The organism is Acidicapsa borealis, assembly GCF_059115245.1.
Window position 1 is genome coordinate 2,897,014 of the sequence record NZ_JCACNY010000001.1, and the last position, 14,034, is coordinate 2,911,047.

General features: G+C 59.1%; 16 protein-coding genes and 1 tRNA gene. 6 read left to right on the forward strand and 11 right to left on the reverse strand.

Features of this window, described 5'->3' with window-relative positions:
* Positions 1–24: 24 nt before the first annotated feature.
* The 4 genes from AC5S27_RS11840 to ileS all read right to left on the reverse strand — a co-directional run bounded on the left by AC5S27_RS11840 (position 25) and on the right by ileS (position 5,756).
* Positions 25–612, reverse strand: a complete 588-nt coding sequence (locus tag AC5S27_RS11840) for a sigma-70 family RNA polymerase sigma factor (protein WP_493934765.1) — start codon at positions 610–612, stop codon at positions 25–27.
* A 150-nt stretch (positions 613–762) separates the two neighbouring features.
* Positions 763–2,091, reverse strand: a complete 1,329-nt coding sequence (locus AC5S27_RS11845) for a metal-dependent hydrolase family protein (RefSeq protein WP_493934766.1) — start codon at positions 2,089–2,091, stop codon at positions 763–765.
* 183 nt (positions 2,092–2,274) lie between these two features.
* Positions 2,275–2,838, reverse strand: a complete 564-nt coding sequence (gene lspA, locus AC5S27_RS11850; RefSeq protein WP_493934767.1) for a signal peptidase II — start codon at positions 2,836–2,838, stop codon at positions 2,275–2,277.
* A gap of 2 nt (positions 2,839–2,840) precedes the next feature.
* Positions 2,841–5,756 (reverse strand): isoleucine--tRNA ligase, encoded by a 2,916-nt coding sequence (ileS, locus tag AC5S27_RS11855; protein ID WP_493934768.1) that lies wholly within the window; start codon positions 5,754–5,756, stop codon positions 2,841–2,843.
* A gap of 615 nt (positions 5,757–6,371) precedes the next feature.
* Between ileS and AC5S27_RS11860 the strand changes: the two genes are divergently transcribed.
* The 3 genes from AC5S27_RS11860 to AC5S27_RS11870 all read left to right on the forward strand — a co-directional run bounded on the left by AC5S27_RS11860 (position 6,372) and on the right by AC5S27_RS11870 (position 8,277).
* Entirely contained in the window at positions 6,372–7,427 is a 1,056-nt protein-coding gene (locus AC5S27_RS11860; RefSeq protein ID WP_493934769.1) for an energy transducer TonB, read from the forward strand.
* 200 nt (positions 7,428–7,627) lie between these two features.
* Positions 7,628–7,879, forward strand: a complete 252-nt coding sequence (locus tag AC5S27_RS11865; protein WP_493934770.1) for an AbrB/MazE/SpoVT family DNA-binding domain-containing protein — start codon at positions 7,628–7,630, stop codon at positions 7,877–7,879.
* On the forward strand, positions 7,876–8,277 hold the full coding sequence (locus AC5S27_RS11870; protein WP_493934771.1) for a type II toxin-antitoxin system VapC family toxin: 402 nt from the start codon (positions 7,876–7,878) through the stop codon (positions 8,275–8,277). Before AC5S27_RS11865 ends, AC5S27_RS11870 begins: the two co-directional genes overlap by 4 nt.
* On the opposite strand, the gene truB is transcribed toward AC5S27_RS11870, so the two are convergent.
* The 7 genes from truB to AC5S27_RS11905 all read right to left on the reverse strand — a co-directional run bounded on the left by truB (position 8,267) and on the right by AC5S27_RS11905 (position 12,856).
* Complete coding sequence (gene truB / locus AC5S27_RS11875) at positions 8,267–9,148, reverse strand: tRNA pseudouridine(55) synthase TruB (RefSeq protein WP_493934772.1); 882 nt, start codon at positions 9,146–9,148, stop codon at positions 8,267–8,269. The genes AC5S27_RS11870 and truB overlap by 11 nt on opposite strands.
* 125 nt (positions 9,149–9,273) lie before the next feature.
* Positions 9,274–9,903, reverse strand: a complete 630-nt coding sequence (gene folE, locus AC5S27_RS11880; protein ID WP_493937308.1) for a GTP cyclohydrolase I FolE — start codon at positions 9,901–9,903, stop codon at positions 9,274–9,276.
* A 111-nt stretch (positions 9,904–10,014) separates the two neighbouring features.
* A complete protein-coding gene (locus AC5S27_RS11885) occupies positions 10,015–10,449 on the reverse strand; it encodes a 6-carboxytetrahydropterin synthase (protein ID WP_493934773.1) in 435 nt (144 codons plus the stop codon).
* Complete coding sequence (locus AC5S27_RS11890) at positions 10,446–10,865, reverse strand: 6-pyruvoyl trahydropterin synthase family protein (RefSeq protein WP_493934774.1); 420 nt, start codon at positions 10,863–10,865, stop codon at positions 10,446–10,448. Before AC5S27_RS11890 ends, AC5S27_RS11885 begins: the two co-directional genes overlap by 4 nt.
* Positions 10,866–10,996: 131 nt before the next feature.
* Positions 10,997–11,422: a type II toxin-antitoxin system VapC family toxin gene (locus tag AC5S27_RS11895; RefSeq protein ID WP_493934775.1), complete on the reverse strand. Its 426-nt coding sequence runs from the start codon at positions 11,420–11,422 to the stop codon at positions 10,997–10,999.
* Positions 11,419–11,673 (reverse strand): hypothetical protein, encoded by a 255-nt coding sequence (locus tag AC5S27_RS11900; RefSeq protein ID WP_493934776.1) that lies wholly within the window; start codon positions 11,671–11,673, stop codon positions 11,419–11,421. Before AC5S27_RS11900 ends, AC5S27_RS11895 begins: the two co-directional genes overlap by 4 nt.
* Before the next feature lie 91 nt (positions 11,674–11,764).
* Complete coding sequence (locus AC5S27_RS11905; RefSeq protein WP_493934777.1) at positions 11,765–12,856, reverse strand: glycosyltransferase family 2 protein; 1,092 nt, start codon at positions 12,854–12,856, stop codon at positions 11,765–11,767.
* A gap of 40 nt (positions 12,857–12,896) precedes the next feature.
* On the opposite strand from AC5S27_RS11905, the gene AC5S27_RS11910 reads away from it, so the two are divergent.
* The 3 genes from AC5S27_RS11910 to AC5S27_RS11920 all read left to right on the forward strand — a co-directional run bounded on the left by AC5S27_RS11910 (position 12,897) and on the right by AC5S27_RS11920 (position 14,031).
* On the forward strand, positions 12,897–13,385 hold the full coding sequence (locus tag AC5S27_RS11910) for a TlpA family protein disulfide reductase (protein WP_493934778.1): 489 nt from the start codon (positions 12,897–12,899) through the stop codon (positions 13,383–13,385).
* Between the two features lie 189 nt (positions 13,386–13,574).
* Positions 13,575–13,865 carry a hypothetical protein gene (locus AC5S27_RS11915; RefSeq protein ID WP_493934779.1) on the forward strand — a complete coding sequence of 97 codons (291 nt, stop codon included), beginning with the start codon at positions 13,575–13,577 and terminating at the stop codon, positions 13,863–13,865.
* 89 nt (positions 13,866–13,954) lie between these two features.
* A tRNA-Arg gene (locus AC5S27_RS11920) sits at positions 13,955–14,031 on the forward strand.
* The last annotated feature ends 3 nt before the right edge of the window (positions 14,032–14,034 follow it).

Below are 14,034 nucleotides of genomic sequence, written 5' to 3' on the forward strand. Positions count from 1 at the left end.
GATAGCGCCGGGGGACCGAAGGGGCTAGACGGACTTTTCGCTGCGTGTGGCGTTGAGCTCGTGGAAGAGCCAGCTTCGTGAAAACTTGAGATCGCGCTCGGCAGTGGCGAGCGAGATGGAGAGGACTTCGGCGGTTTCTTCCATCGTGAGGGCGAGGAAGAAGCGCAATTCCACGAGCTGAGCCTTACGCTGGTCGAGCTGTTCGAGACGGTCAAGGGCCCTGTTCAGGTCGAGCATGTCGGCGGAGGAGCTGCCGATCCAGGCGATGTCGTCGTTGAGTGGGAGCTTGATGGCGCCGGGGCCGCCGCGGCGTTCGGCGAGGTGTGCGCGGGCGTGATCTTTGAGGATGTTGCGCATCATGCGGGCGGCGAAGGTGAAGAAGTGGCCGCGATCGTTCCATGCGACTTTTCGCTGGTTGAGCAGGCGCATGTAGACTTCGTTGACCAGCGCGGTGGGCTGCAGGGTGTGGTCTTCGCGCTCGTGGCGCATGTAGCCCTTCGCAATACGGTGCAACTGCGCATAGACGAGAGGGATCAGGCTTTCCACTGCTGCTGGATCGCCATCTCTCCAGCGTTCGAGCATTTGCGTTACTTCGCCGGATTCATCCGCCATACCGCACCACTGCGCACTGTAACTGCTGCGAATTCAACGAATACCATATGGTGCGCGAGATGTGCAGCCCACAAAGGTGCGCCCTTCGCGCGAATGGGTTATCTGTTCGCTACGAAGGGTGTATGTGTGCTTTAAATTTCGTGTGGTGAATTACTTCAAATGGACGACGGGGTTGCGGTCAGGGTGGGCGGGGTCTTTGATGATCTGGCCACCTTTCATGACGAAGTCGACCTTGTACATGACGGTGATGTCGGCAAGCGGGTCGCCGGTGACGGCGATGATGTCGGCGTAGTGGCCGGGCTCGATGGAACCGAAGAGCTTGTCTTTGCCGAGCATGGTGGCACCGTTGATGGTAGCTGCCTGGATGGCTCCAAGGGTGCTCATGCCGCCGGCGACCAGTGCACCGAATTCTCGGGAGACGGACTCATCCACGTCGTCGTCATCGACGCCATAGGCGATCTTCAGGTGATGCTTGAGGGCTAGCTTGAAGGCCGGGCCCTGGGCGGCCAGGATCTCCACGCCTTTGGCATAGGAGTCGGGGTCGCGGCCTTTGGAGAGGCCGGTTTCCATATCGTGCTGGAAGCAGTAGAGCGTGGGAACGAGCCAGGTACCGCGCTCTTCCATCAGCTTTGCCCCCTCCTCATCGAGCATGGTGCCGTGTTCGATGGAGTCGACTCCGGCACGCACGGCGGCCTTGATGCCGACTGCTCCTTCGGCGTGGGCCATGACCTTCTTGCCGGCGCGGTGGGCAACTTCGACGGCGGTGGCCATCTGGGCTTCGCTGAGCTCCTGGACGTGGAAATCGGAGATGGGGTCCATGACGCCGCCGGTGGCCATGAGCTTGATCCAGTCGGCGCCGTACTTGATGTCGCGGCGGACGACTACGGCGACTTCGTCGGGAGTGTCGGCGATGTTCTCGCCGCGCGGGAGATGGATGTCGGCGGAGAAGGGCGCGCCGTCGCCGTGGCCCCCGGTGAGCGAGACGCAGCTGCCAGCGGCGGTGATGCGCGGACCCTGAATGAGACCGCGATTTACCGAGTCGCGCAGGGCGAACTGCGGGTAGTCTGCGGGGCCTTCGCAGGCGTCGCGGACGGCGGTGAAGCCGTGATCGAGCCAGAGGCGGAGGTTGTAGACGCCCCATAGGGTTGACTGGGGAATTGAGGTGCGAAGCCCGGCTGCAAACGACTGGCTGGTGGGGTCAGAGAGGATGTGTCCGTGGGCGTCGATGAGGCCGGGCAGGACGGTGTAGGCGGATAGGTCGGTGACGGGAAGGCCGCTTGGGGCTTTGTCTTCGATCGAGAGGACTTTGTCGCCGGCAATGACGATGTAGGCATTGCTGCGAACGTGGCCGGTGCGGACGTCGATCAGCTTGCCGGCGAGGATGGCGGAAGTGGCCTTGGCTTCCGGCTTGGCGGTCTGGGCGGAGGCGACGGCGGCAACGGCGAGGCAGAGGGCTGGTAACAGGTGCTTTAGTTTCATGGTTGATTCGGAGGGTAACACGCTGTGCGGGGTGGCGTATCAGCTGTCTTGGGAGAGAAACAGCAGATTCCCTTCAAGAATCACAAAAAGAAAGGCAAATGCAACAGCAGATTCCCTTCGGGAATGACAAACGAGAAAGCGTTGGCGGCTACTGGACGGACGGCAGTTGGGGTTTCTCTGCCGTCAGTCAGCGGGTTCTGCGGTTTCTGCCTCGGGAAGTGCTTCGGTCTTTGCTCTTTGCTTGCTGGGGATGAGGGCGTCCAGGAAGAGCAGGCATGCGCCCACGACGATGGCGGAGTCGGCTACGTTGAAGTCGGGCCAGTGGTAGTGGACGATGTGGACTTCGAGGAAGTCGACTACGGAGGCGAAGCGGATGCGGTCGTAGTCATTGCCGATGGCGCCGCCGAGGATCAGGGCGAGGGCAACCGCCGTCAGCGTGATCTGGCGGCCCATTTTCAGGAGCGCGATGAGGACAGCCAGTGCGGCCAGGGTTGAGAAAGCGATCAGGCCCCAGCGGACGTGCTCCGGGGAGGCTGAGTCGGCGAAGAGTGAGAAGGCTGCTCCGTCGTTGAGGACGTGGGTGATGCGAAAGACGCCCGGGATGACGTTGATGGCCTGGCCGAGCTCGATGTGGCCGATGACCCAGAGTTTGCTCCAGCGGTCCAAACCGACGACCGCTGCGGAGAGTAGGAGCAGCCACGGAAGCCGAGTGCGAGCGTGCGTGTGCGAGTGTGATGGTTGGCTCACGCTTAAACCTCGCCGGACGGGGGTTCTACGCCCATGGCTTTCAAAGCTTCGTGGCAGCGGGTGCAGACGCCTTCCCAGACGCCGTAATTGCTGACGACTGGCATGAAGTTCCAGCAGCGAGCGCACTTGGTTCCTGAGGCTGGCAGAGCGAGAACCTTTGTCGTGGAATCTTCGACCACCGTTACCTTCGAAACATTGAGGATTTCCTTCAGTCCGATGGCATGACGATGAAGGACTTCGAAGGCAAGCCCGGTTGTTCGAATCTCGATTTCAGCTTCGAGGCCTTTGCCGATGCGCTTTTCCTGGCGCGCCTCTTCGAGTGCGATCATGGCTGCGTCGCGTGCACCGAAGATCTGCTTCCACTCCTCCAACAACTTTGCGGGGTGTTCGGGGTAGACGTCTTCCGGCTTGGGGAAGAGCGCGAGATGGACGCTGGCTTCGCGGCCTGCGAGCTGCGGCAGGTAATCCCATACTTCGTCGGCGGTAAAGCTCAGGATGGGGGCGACGAGGCGGGTGAGGGCCTCGGTGATCTTCCAGAGGACAGTTTGCGCGGAGCGACGGGCCTTCGAGCTGGGCGCGAAGGTGTACATGCGGTCCTTGAGCACGTCGAGGTAGAAGGCGCTCAGGTCGGCGATGGCGAACTCGTTGACGGAGTGGTAGATGCGGTGGAATTCGAAGCGCTGGTACCAGTCGAGGATCTGTTCGGTGAGCTCGCGGGTGCGGGCGAGCATGTACTTGTCGAGCGGTTCGAGGTCGTGGAAGGCGACTTCGTGCTGCGCCGGGTCGAAGCCGGCGATGTTGCCGAGGAGGAAGCGGAAGGTGTTGCGCAGCTTGCGGTAGATTTCGGCGCAGCGCTTCATGAGGTTGTCGCTGGCGGCCATGTCTTCGCGGAAGTCGACGGAAGCGACCCAGAGGCGGACGATTTCGCCGCCCATTTCATTGGCTACTTTGACGGGGTCAACGCCGTTGCCGAGGGATTTGCTCATGGCTCGGCCCAGTTCGTCGAGGGTCCAGCCGGCGGTGGCTACGTTGGAGTAGGGGGCTTTGCCGCGCAGGGCTACGGACGTCAGCAGCGAGGAGTGGAACCAGCCGCGGTGCTGGTCGCCGCCTTCGAGGTAGAGAACGGTGCGGTCCGGCTTGGCGTAGGCGTCGCGCAGGTCGGGGTCGGTTTCGGCGACGGCGTGCCAGCTTGCGCCGGAGTCGAACCAGACGTCGAGGATGTCCATTTCCTTGCGGAAGTCCGTGCTGGACTGGCCTTCGGCTGCACAGTGTTTGCAGGCGGTGCCGCTGGGCAGCAGGTCTTCTACGGGTGTGGTGTGCCAGGCTTCCGCGCCGTGGTCTTCGAAGAGCTTGACGATCTTTGCGTTGAGCGCCGGGTCTTCGAGCGGCTTATTGCAGACGTTGCAGAGGAAGACGGCGATGGGCACACCCCAAATGCGCTGGCGGCTGATGCACCAGTCGGGGCGGGTGGCGATCATGTTGGTGATGCGTTCCTGGCCCCAGGCTGGGTCCCATTTCACTTCGGCAATCTTTTCGATCGTGAGCTGGCGGAAGGTGGTGTCGGAACCGTCTTCACGCAAGACCGGAGTTTCGAGGCCGATGAACCACTGCTCGGTGGCGCGGAAGATGACCGGCTTGTGGCAGCGCCAGCAGTGGGGGTAGGAGTGCTCGAGGTCGTGGCGGCCCATGAGCGCGCCGCGCTCGGAGAGCAGTTCGATGATGAGCGGATTGGCGGCGAAGACTTTCTTGCCGTCCCAGGTGGGCGGCTCGGCGCCAGTCCAGACGGTGGGGTCGTAGTGGAGAACGCCGGCGTTGTCGACACGGGTGGTTGGATCGAGGCCGTAGCGGACGCCGGTGTAGAAATCATCAGCCCCGTGGGATGGGGCGGTATGGACTGCGCCCGTGCCGGCATCGGCGGTGACGTAATCGGCGTTGACGCCGAGGACGCTGCGATTGAGGAATGGGTGCTGGAAGGTGGCGCGATCGAGGTGGCTGCCGGGGAAGCGGGCCAGGACGAGCGGTTCGCCCAGATGGCAGGCGGTGGCTACCTTGGCGGCGAGTTCGCTGGCTACGATGTAGACGGGCGCGTTAGGCCCCTGGCCGGAAGCCATAGCGACGTATTCGAAGCTGGGGTGGAAGGCGACGGCGAGCGACGCTGGCAGGGTCCAGGGGGTGGTGGTCCAGATGATGGTGTAGACTTCGCGGCCTTCGAGGGCGGCGGATTCGGGGCCTAGCTTTGCAACGTCCGAGGTCAGCTTGTAGCGGACGTAGACGGAGGGGCTGGTGTGCTGCTCGTATTCGATTTCGGCGTCGGCGAGGGCGGTGCGGTCGTGGATGCACCAGTAGACGGGCTTGAGGCCGCGGTAGACGAAGCCCTTTTCGAGGAAGCCGTAGAAGGTTTCCAGCGTACGGGCTTCGTAGTCGCGGGACATGGTTTTGTACGGGTCGTTCCAGCGGCCAAAGACGCCGAGGCGCTCGAACTGGGAGGTTTGCAGGTCGACATACTTCTGCGCGTACTCGCGGCAGGCTTCGAGGACGGCGGGTGCGGGCATTTCGAGCTTTTTGCGGCCCAGCTGCTCGTCGACTTTGATCTCGATGGGGAGACCGTGGCAGTCGAATCCCGGGATGTAGGGGGAGTCGAAGCCGGCCATGGTTTTGGATTTGACGACGAAATCCTTGAGGCCCTTGTTGAGAGCGTGGCCGAGGTGGAGCGGGCCATTGGCGTACGGGGGGCCATCGTGGAGGATGTAGCTGGGCTTGCCTGCTGCGGCTTTGCGGAGTTCGCCGTAGATGCCGGCGGGACCGAGCTGGGCCCATTTTTCGAGGCGCGCGGGCTCGTTCTGAGGCAGGTTGGCCTTCATGGGGAAGTCGGTTTTGGGCAGGGTGAGGGTCGACTTAAGCTCTGGTACTGCGGACATTCTTACTCCCGTGTGCTTCGCTTGTAAGCTTCAGTGTAAATGGATTGAGGCCGGGTTATCGAGGTGACGGATAGGCCGGGCTTTCAGCCCTCGGGCGTTGACTTGCGGCTTTAACCCAGCCCGTTGGGCTGGGCTGGTATGGTGGCGCGCCTTTGGCGCTTGGAGCTGTTGCGACTTGAGCGGTCTTGCTTTCGCGAAGAGTAACGGGTTTCGCGTCGATTTGTGTTAGTGGTATCGCTCGAATTCTGTCGATGTGGTGGTTTCGCTTCACTTGCCTCAGTCGTAGTGGGTTTTCTGATACATATTGCAGTGTGATTTTGATGGGAATCGATAGCGAAAGAAAATCCGGTAACTACTCTGGCTGCGTATCGTCTATTGTGAAGAGCCTGTAATGCAGTGTGTGTGGAAGCGATTGTGTTCAATTGGGTACGGGACGGAATCGGGGTAGCGGAAACGGGTTCCAGGGCGAGACAGCGGGGCAGTTGGTCCCGCATAATAGTGAAATGGGTTCTTTGAAGATTTGAAGAATTCAATGTCACGCAACCCTGGCCGATCCTGCAACGTCGAATGTGCAAGCCACGTAGGGCAGCAGGGAAGTGAGAATCGGCAGAAACTATGGCAAACGATCTGCTCAATCCGCCTGAAACAGAGACAACCGGGGCTTCGCAGAACGGCCGCGAACACGATGTGTATACGCCGCCGCAGCCGTATGCCGAGACCGGGCATGAGCTCGATGCTTTTTTAGGCAAGGCGTTTGAAGAGAAATCCGCGTGGTCGAGCCTGTATGACAGCGTTCATGAGATCTTCTTCCCGACGAAGCTGCCGCCGCTGGAGCTGACGAGCACGCCAATTCCGGTTATTGACCCGATGGCGGAGAAGCGCAGCCCGGTGGCCTGGATCATTGCTGCTGCGGCGAATGTCGGGCTGATTCTGCTGCTGCTGTTTGCATTCCGCAAGGAAATCAATAAGGTTCTGCCGAAGCAGCTGCAGCTCACGAGTCTGGATGTGCCTGCGTACCAGCCGAAGACTCCGAAGAATCCTAAGCCTGTGGGCGGCGGCGGTGGCGGTGGCGACCATTCGTTGACTCCTGCTTCGAAGGGGAAGCTGCCGAAGTTTGATCCGAAGCCGATTGTGCCTCCGATGATTGCCAAGATTGATCATCCGACGCTGGCGGTGGATCCGAAAATCGATGTTCAGCCGAATCTGAAGCTGCCTGATAACCCGAATCTACCGAATTTTGGCGCTACGCAGGGTCCGAGCGTTGTGCTTTCCAATGGCACTGGTGCAAATGGAATCGGAAGCGGCAAGGGCGGCGGTGTAGGACCGGGAAACGGCAATGGCTATGGACCTGGCTCTGGTGGCAATGCTGGTGGCGGGCCGCGGCAGATTGGGAATGGCGTTTCTGAGCCAAAGCTGATTTATTCGGTGGAGGCTGAGTTCTCCGACGAGGCGCGCCGGGCAAAGTATGAAGGCACGGTGGTGGTTGCGCTGATTGTGGATGCCAATGGGAATCCGCAGAATGTGCACACTGCGCGGTCCCTCGGTATGGGGTTGGACGAGAAGGCGCTTGAAGCGGTGAAGCAGTACAGGTTCAAGCCTTCGATCGACAGCAAGACTGGGAAACCGGTGCCTGTGATGTTGAATATCGAGGTTCGGTTCCGTTTGTATTAGCCGGTTCAACGAAGTTCGGTCTTTGTGAAGAATGCGCAATGTGCGTCTGGCGCTCGCAGTTGGTTTGGTCATTGTGGTCAGTGATAGGAAAGCCCGAAGCCTGCTGCTTTGGGCTTTTCTGCGTTCGTAAGAGATCCCATGCGCAATCTCCTATCCTAAAAGTAAGGTAATATTGCATTACTGGTATTCGAGGTTTTGTTATGACTACTCTGACACTAACAGCTAAGGGGCAGGTCACCTTTCGCAAGGAGCTGCAAAAACATTTAGGTGTAAAGCCGGGAAGCAAGATCGTTGTGGATATGCTGCCGGACGGACGAATCGAACTTAAAGCTGATCGCCCTAAAGGTTCTATCGATGCGTTCTTGGGACTGCTCGCGGATAAGACAACCGTAAAAGCGACCCTTGAAGAAATGAACGAAACGATAGAGAAGGGGTGGGCCGGTCTCTTGTGAGGATCACTGTCGATACAAATATTCTTGTTCGCGGAGTAGTACGCGACGACCTGGGTCAGGCGAAAGCGGTTGACCAGCTCTTGCATCGCGCAGAGATCGTGGCTGTATCGACAGCCTGTCTCTGCGAATTGGTTTGGGTCTTGAGGAGCCGTTACAAGATACCCGCAAACGACATCAGTGCAGCCATACGAGCACTTCACGATACTGAATACATACAAATGGATCGAAGAGCGGTATTGGCTGGTTTAGCTTCTTTGGATGCGGGCGGGGATTTTGCAGATGGAGCGATTGCCCATGAAGGGCGCTGGATGGGCGGAGATACCTTTGTCTCGTTTGATAAGGCAGCTGTGAGATTGATCGCGGATCAGGGGCACTCCAGCTTACTGCTTAACCCATGACGACAAGCGGCTGGAAAAGGGTGCCGGCGATGCGCTTGGCAATGGCGGCGAGGTCGCGCTGGCTGGAGAAGACCTTGACGAGTTCGGCGGTGGAGTAGTCGGCGAGGTTGGCCTGGGCGCCGTTGCGGAGTTTGCCGAGGGCTACCGGGTCTGCCGTGACTGAAGGCATTTCGGGGAGCAAGGTGCGCGGGTGGAGCGTGGCTGCGTCGAGATTTGGACCCAGATTTGGAGCCAGGGCTGCGAGGGATTCGAGCGTGTGGGCGTGCGCCAGTGTGAATGGGCCGGCCTGGATGCGGCGCAGGCTGCTCAGGTGGGCTCCGCAGCCCAGGATCTGGCCGAGTTCGTGGGCTACGGAGCGGATGTAGCCGCCCGCGCTTACGGTGATCTGGAAGGTGGCTTTCAGGCCTGCTAGCTCATTGATCGTGAAGTTTGAGATCTGGATGAGTTTGGGTTTCAATTCGACTGGCTGGCCTTCGCGGGCCAGTTTGTAGGCGGGTTTGCCGTTGATCTTCTTGGCGGAGTAGGCCGGAGGCATCTGGGAGACTTCGCCGTCGAACGGCTTGGCGGCTTCGCGGATTTCTTCGAGAGTCAGAGTGGGTTCGGTGACTTCGCCGGCCGGTTGACCTTCGGCGTCGTAGGTGTCGGTGGCGAAGCCGAAGCGGATGGTGCCGGTGTAAGTTTTTTCTGCTGTGGAGAAGAACTGGGCCAGACGGGTGTATTTGCCAAGCATGAGCGGGAGGACGCCGGTGGCCATGGGGTCGAGGGTGCCGAGGTGGCCTACGGATTGCTCTCCGGTAAGGCGACGGATGCGGCTGACTACGTCGTGCGAGGTAATGCCACGGGGTTTGTCTACTACGAGGAGGGCGTTCACTTCTCTATTTTAAGGGCGTTGAAGAGGCCCGGGACCGCAGCCCTCATTGCAAGGGCTGCTATTCAGGGGCCCGAAGGCCCCTGCTTCCTCCAAGAAAAACAAGAGCAAATTCAAAGAGCTAAAGACTAGATGTTGGTGGCGCCGGGGTGGCGGACTAAGGAAAGAAACTCTGTGCGGGTCTGCTGTTGTTGGAAGCAGCCTACCATTGCCGAAGTGACGGTGGTGGATTGCTGCTTTTCGACGCCGCGCATCATCATGCACATGTGTCGGGCTTCGATGACGACGCCTACGCCCTGGGGCTCGATGGCTTCCTGGATGGCGTCGGCGATCTGGCGAGTGATGCGTTCCTGGACCTGGAGGCGGCGGGCGAAGACATCGATGAGGCGCGGGATTTTGCTGAGTCCGATGACTTTGCCGTTGGGGATGTAAGCGACGTGAGCACGGCCCCAGAAAGGGAGCATGTGGTGCTCGCAAAGCGAGTAGAGCTCGATGTCCTTGACGATCACCATCTCGTCGTAATCGACGTCGAAGAGGGCTCCGCGGAGGATCTGCGTTGGGTTCATGGTGTAGCCCTTGGTGAGGAAGGCCATGGACTTTTCAACGCGGCTTGGGGTATCGAGTAGGCCGTCGCGGTTGGGATCTTCATTAAAGCGGCCCAACAATTCGCGGTAGAGATCCTGAGTGGAGTACCCGGCGAGTCCGGGCTCTGTCTCTTGGAGTGCGGTTACAGACTTGGGGGATTTCGATACCACCATGGGGTGCGCCATTGCGTTGTCCTTGGCCTGCGTCTCAGCGCGGGCGACTTGCTTTGAAATGGTGAGTGCTTTGCGAATTCTTATTGGAACGGCTTCCGGCTTACTACGGATTCATGTGGGGCTGGTTTCGTTGCCGGAATATTCGAAAAAGTTGTTCTCAGTCTCTTCGACGCGAATTTTGTCCAGTTGTGCCGGGTGGAACTGTTGTTTCAGGATATCGAATATCGCGATACACAGATTCTCTGTTGTCGAGACCTGCTTTGCGAAGAGGGGATCGAGGTTGAGATTCATGTGGTCGAAGCGGGCGAAAATTTTTTCATTCACGACGCTGTCGAGCGTGGCCATGTTGATGACCATGCCGGTGGCGGGGTCGATGGGGCCGACAACGGTCACTTCGACGCGGTAGTTGTGGCCGTGGCCGTTGGGATTATTGCATTTGCCGAAGGTAGCGCGGTTGGCTTCGAGTGAGAGATCTTCGGTGTGGAGGCGGTGGCTGGCGCTGAAGTGGTAGGCGCGGGTGAAGTAGGCTTTTGCGATCTGTGTCATGACTCGCCCCGGTATTCGGCGAAGATGTCGGCGGTTTCGTAGACGCGAACTCGGGCCAATTGGGCACCGCCGGCCGCTGCTACCGGGGTTTCGAGGCGCTTCCAGATGGCTACGGCCATGTTTTCGGTAGTCGGGATGGTATCAGCGAATTCCGGGACTTCAAGGTTGAGGTGGCGGTGGTCATAGATGTCGAGGACTTCGTGCTCGATGACGTCTTTGAGCCATTTGAGGTCGACGACGAAGCCGCTGACGGGGTCGGGGGTGCCGGAGACGGTAACTTCGAGAGTGTAGTTGTGGCCATGGCCGTTGCGGTTGGCGCACTTGCCGAATGTCGCGAGGTTTTGCTCCTCTGACCAGGCGGGGTTCCAGTAGTAATGCGCTGCGGAGAATGTAGCCCGGCGGGTGAGGAAAATCATGCTGTGTGTCCTTGGGTTGCTTTCAGGGATAGGATGCTGCGGGGGTTGGGCGGTTTCAGCATTTGGTGCCGGTGTTGCATTGGTGAACAAAGCTCTTCTATATGTTGGCCCAGTGAGAAATTGATGAGCTCTCAGAACTCCCATGGATTGAATAACGTAACGCCGAGTCCCGTGTAGTCTCTTATATTCCGAGTGACGACTGTCAGGTCGTGGATTAGGGCAGTTGCTGCGATCATGCCATCAGCAGTGTTCAGGGGAGTTCCATTCTTCTGGCCTTGTGCGTCTAGATTTCCCCACCTCTCAGCAATGAGGTAAGTCACGGGTAGAATCCGATTGTAAAAGCGCGGGATCAAGTCGTTTTCGAACCACTCTTCGAGCTGTGTGCGCCGGGTGCTTGCTGTGAGGAGAGAGAAGCCCTTTCGCAATTCGCCGATGGTGACGACGCTTAGGTAGAGTTCTGATTCGTCCTGGGCGTAAAACCAGTCGGCAACCTTCGATTCTGGCCGCGTTCGGATGAGTTCGGATGGAATGTTGGTGTCCAGCAGGAACCCACTCACGCTATTTGCACCGACCGACTGCTAGAAGGATTGCGGCTGAAATCAAGATCGTCGGCCATCCCGGAGACGGCTTCGAAGACTTCGCGGAGTGTCCTCGACTTGGACGTAGGCTTATTGGGGTTCATGGAGCCTGGCGTGTGGACCGACTTCAAGGCTTGCATTAGTACGTCTTCGATGTCTGCGAACTGGCCAGACTGCATCCGTTCGTGGATGAGAGCTTCAAGTTCTGGCTTTTGAATTTCAATCATCATCGGGATGTCCCTTTCGAAGATGCTTGCTGTCAGCTTCCTGTTTTGATCATGATACTCGTTTCGCTCTTTGGAACGCAGAGATTAGACGGACTTAGGAAGGGTAGGTGCGGCCTTTCCAGGTGACTTTGTGGAGGATTGTGTTCTGGAACCAGCTTCGGTAGAGGAGTGCTGCGAAGAGAGGCAGGGCGAGCGGCGACAGGGCGCAGTCGAGGGCGGGAAAGTTGGATTTGGCTACTCGGGCGTAGAAGCGCCAGAGGTTGCGGAGCCAGACCAGGGTGAAGAGCAGGCCTGCGGTAAACCATGGGAGGTATTGCAGGGACGCGGTGCGATAGGTCCAGCCTAGGATGGGCAGGCCGAGAATGAGGAAGATGTCGAGGAGGCGCCAGGCGGCCAGGATGAGGCAGTTGCCGAAAAGGAGAGCGAGGTTCTTGGTCCAGCCTTCGATCATGGCAGTGGTGGTCCGGTACATGCGGGTGGAGAGAGCGTCGGCGGCGTAGCGGAAGCGTAGGCCTGCTTTGCGTTTCTTGGCGAGGAAGGCTAGTTCTACGTCTTCGAGGATGTGGCCTTTGACGCTGGCGTGGCCTCCGATGGTTTTGTAGGCCTGACGACTGGCAAGGAGGAACTGGCCGTTGGCGGCGGCGATGCGGAGGTCGGGGTTGGAGACTTTGGCGGGGGGGTAGGCTAGGGAGAGTTCGCTGAAGACGAGGGGCATGAGGGCGCGCTGCCAGAGGCCTGAGACGAGCTGCCTGGGGGAGTAGCTCAGGACGCCGACTTTGTATTTTTCGGCTTCGTGGATGGCGCGGCGGAGGTTGCCGGGTTCGTGGACGGTGTCGGCGTCAGTGAAGAGAAGCCATTGGCCCTTGGCCTGTTCTGCGGCCGTCCAGCAGGCGTTTGCTTTGCCGGTCCAGCCTTTTTCGAGCTTCTGGGGGCTGATGACGGTAACGCCGGGGATGGACTTGGCTATCTTGCGGGTGTTGTCCGTGGATTGATCGTCGACTACGATGAGTTCCCAATCGCGGCCTAGTTGAAAGAATTCGTCAGATTGGGAGACGAGGGAGTGGAGGCAGGCGGCGAGGCAGTCCTCCTCATTGCGGGCGGGGACGATGACGGTGAGTTCCATCGTTGGCTGGATGGACTCGGGTGCGTGGATGGACTGTTCTTCTTCGGTGATGCCTTCTGGCATGGTGGGTGAGGCTCCCGCTCCGTATTATAGAGATGTGGGCATGCGGAATTTTATTTCGGGTTTTGTGGTGGCTGGGCTGCTGATTGGGTCGGCTGGTTGTGATCGCGGGAGTCACCCTTTGCTGGTGAACAAGCCTGCGCCGGATTTTCAGGTTGCGGATGGCACTACTTCGATTCATTTGGCGGATTACCGGGGTAAGGTTGTGCTGCTGAATTTCTGGGCGAGTTGGTGCGCGCCTTGTATTCAGGAGCTGCCTTCGCTGCAGCAGTTTCATCGTGAGCACCCGGAGTATCCGATTCTGGCAGTGAGCATTGATGAGGATGAGTCGGCTTATAAGCGATTTCTGATTCAGCGGCGGGTGGATTTCATCACTGTGCGCGATCCGCAGGAAGTTTCGGCGAACAAGTATGGGACGACGGGTTGGCCGGAGACTTTTGTGATTGATCGGGATGGGAAGATTCGGCGGCGGTTTATTGGGGCTACGGATTGGACTGATCCGGAGATTGTGCGGTTTTTGAAGACGCTTTAGCAGCAGATTCCCCTGAGGGGAATGACAGAAGAAAAGTAAGGGCAACGACAACGACAAGGGCAACAGCAGATTCCCTCCGGGAATGACAACAAGAAGAGCAAGGGCAAAGGCAGCAGCAGATTCCCTGCGGGAATGACAAACAAAGAGACAGATTGCGGAACGGTTCTGCGGAATTGGTATGATGCGGATATGACTACGGTTGAGATTGTTTTTCGGTATCGCGGGCTGCCTACCGAGGCGGAGACGTTTGCTTTGGCGAATGCGCGCGACGTGTATGGGATTCGGCGGCTTTCGTTTGACCGGGCGGCGAGCACGCTGCTAGTGGAGTATGACGCTACGCGGCTGAATGCGGCTACGGTGACGCAGCTGGTGCGGCGTTCGGGGTTACAGCTGATTGAGGAGGCGCCGTTGCCGATTCCTGAGGTGCCTGCGCCGGTGGTGGTGCCTTCGGTGGAGCCGCCTCCTGCGACGAAGAATTAGGTTTCGCGCCTGGTTCCGCAAGGTGTTGGCTGCGTTGCTTTTCGCGGCAACTCTTGGTATTCTAAGACTCGTTGGGTGACCAACGGTTTGCGCCTGTAGCTCAGCTGGATAGAGCAATTGACTACGAATCAATAGGTCGGGAGTTCGAATCTCTCCGGGCGCACCATAG

Excerpts from the sequence above, each read along its gene's own strand:
- AC5S27_RS11865 (WP_493934770.1), top strand. The coding sequence starts at position 7,628 with ATGACTACTCTGACACTAACAGCTAAGGGGCAGGTCACCTTTCGCAAG.
- AC5S27_RS11885 (WP_493934773.1), bottom strand. The coding sequence starts at position 10,449 with ATGACACAGATCGCAAAAGCCTACTTCACCCGCGCCTACCACTTCAGC.
- folE (WP_493937308.1), bottom strand. The coding sequence starts at position 9,903 with ATGGTGGTATCGAAATCCCCCAAGTCTGTAACCGCACTCCAAGAGACA.
- AC5S27_RS11900 (WP_493934776.1), bottom strand. The coding sequence starts at position 11,673 with ATGATGATTGAAATTCAAAAGCCAGAACTTGAAGCTCTCATCCACGAA.
- AC5S27_RS11860 (WP_493934769.1), top strand. The coding sequence starts at position 6,372 with ATGGCAAACGATCTGCTCAATCCGCCTGAAACAGAGACAACCGGGGCT.
- ileS (WP_493934768.1), bottom strand. The coding sequence starts at position 5,756 with ATGTCCGCAGTACCAGAGCTTAAGTCGACCCTCACCCTGCCCAAAACC.
- AC5S27_RS11840 (WP_493934765.1), bottom strand. The coding sequence starts at position 612 with ATGGCGGATGAATCCGGCGAAGTAACGCAAATGCTCGAACGCTGGAGA.
- AC5S27_RS11915 (WP_493934779.1), top strand. The coding sequence starts at position 13,575 with ATGACTACGGTTGAGATTGTTTTTCGGTATCGCGGGCTGCCTACCGAG.
- AC5S27_RS11845 (WP_493934766.1), bottom strand. The coding sequence starts at position 2,091 with ATGAAACTAAAGCACCTGTTACCAGCCCTCTGCCTCGCCGTTGCCGCC.
- AC5S27_RS11910 (WP_493934778.1), top strand. The coding sequence starts at position 12,897 with ATGCGGAATTTTATTTCGGGTTTTGTGGTGGCTGGGCTGCTGATTGGG.
- AC5S27_RS11905 (WP_493934777.1), bottom strand. The coding sequence starts at position 12,856 with ATGCCAGAAGGCATCACCGAAGAAGAACAGTCCATCCACGCACCCGAG.
- AC5S27_RS11890 (WP_493934774.1), bottom strand. The coding sequence starts at position 10,865 with ATGATTTTCCTCACCCGCCGGGCTACATTCTCCGCAGCGCATTACTAC.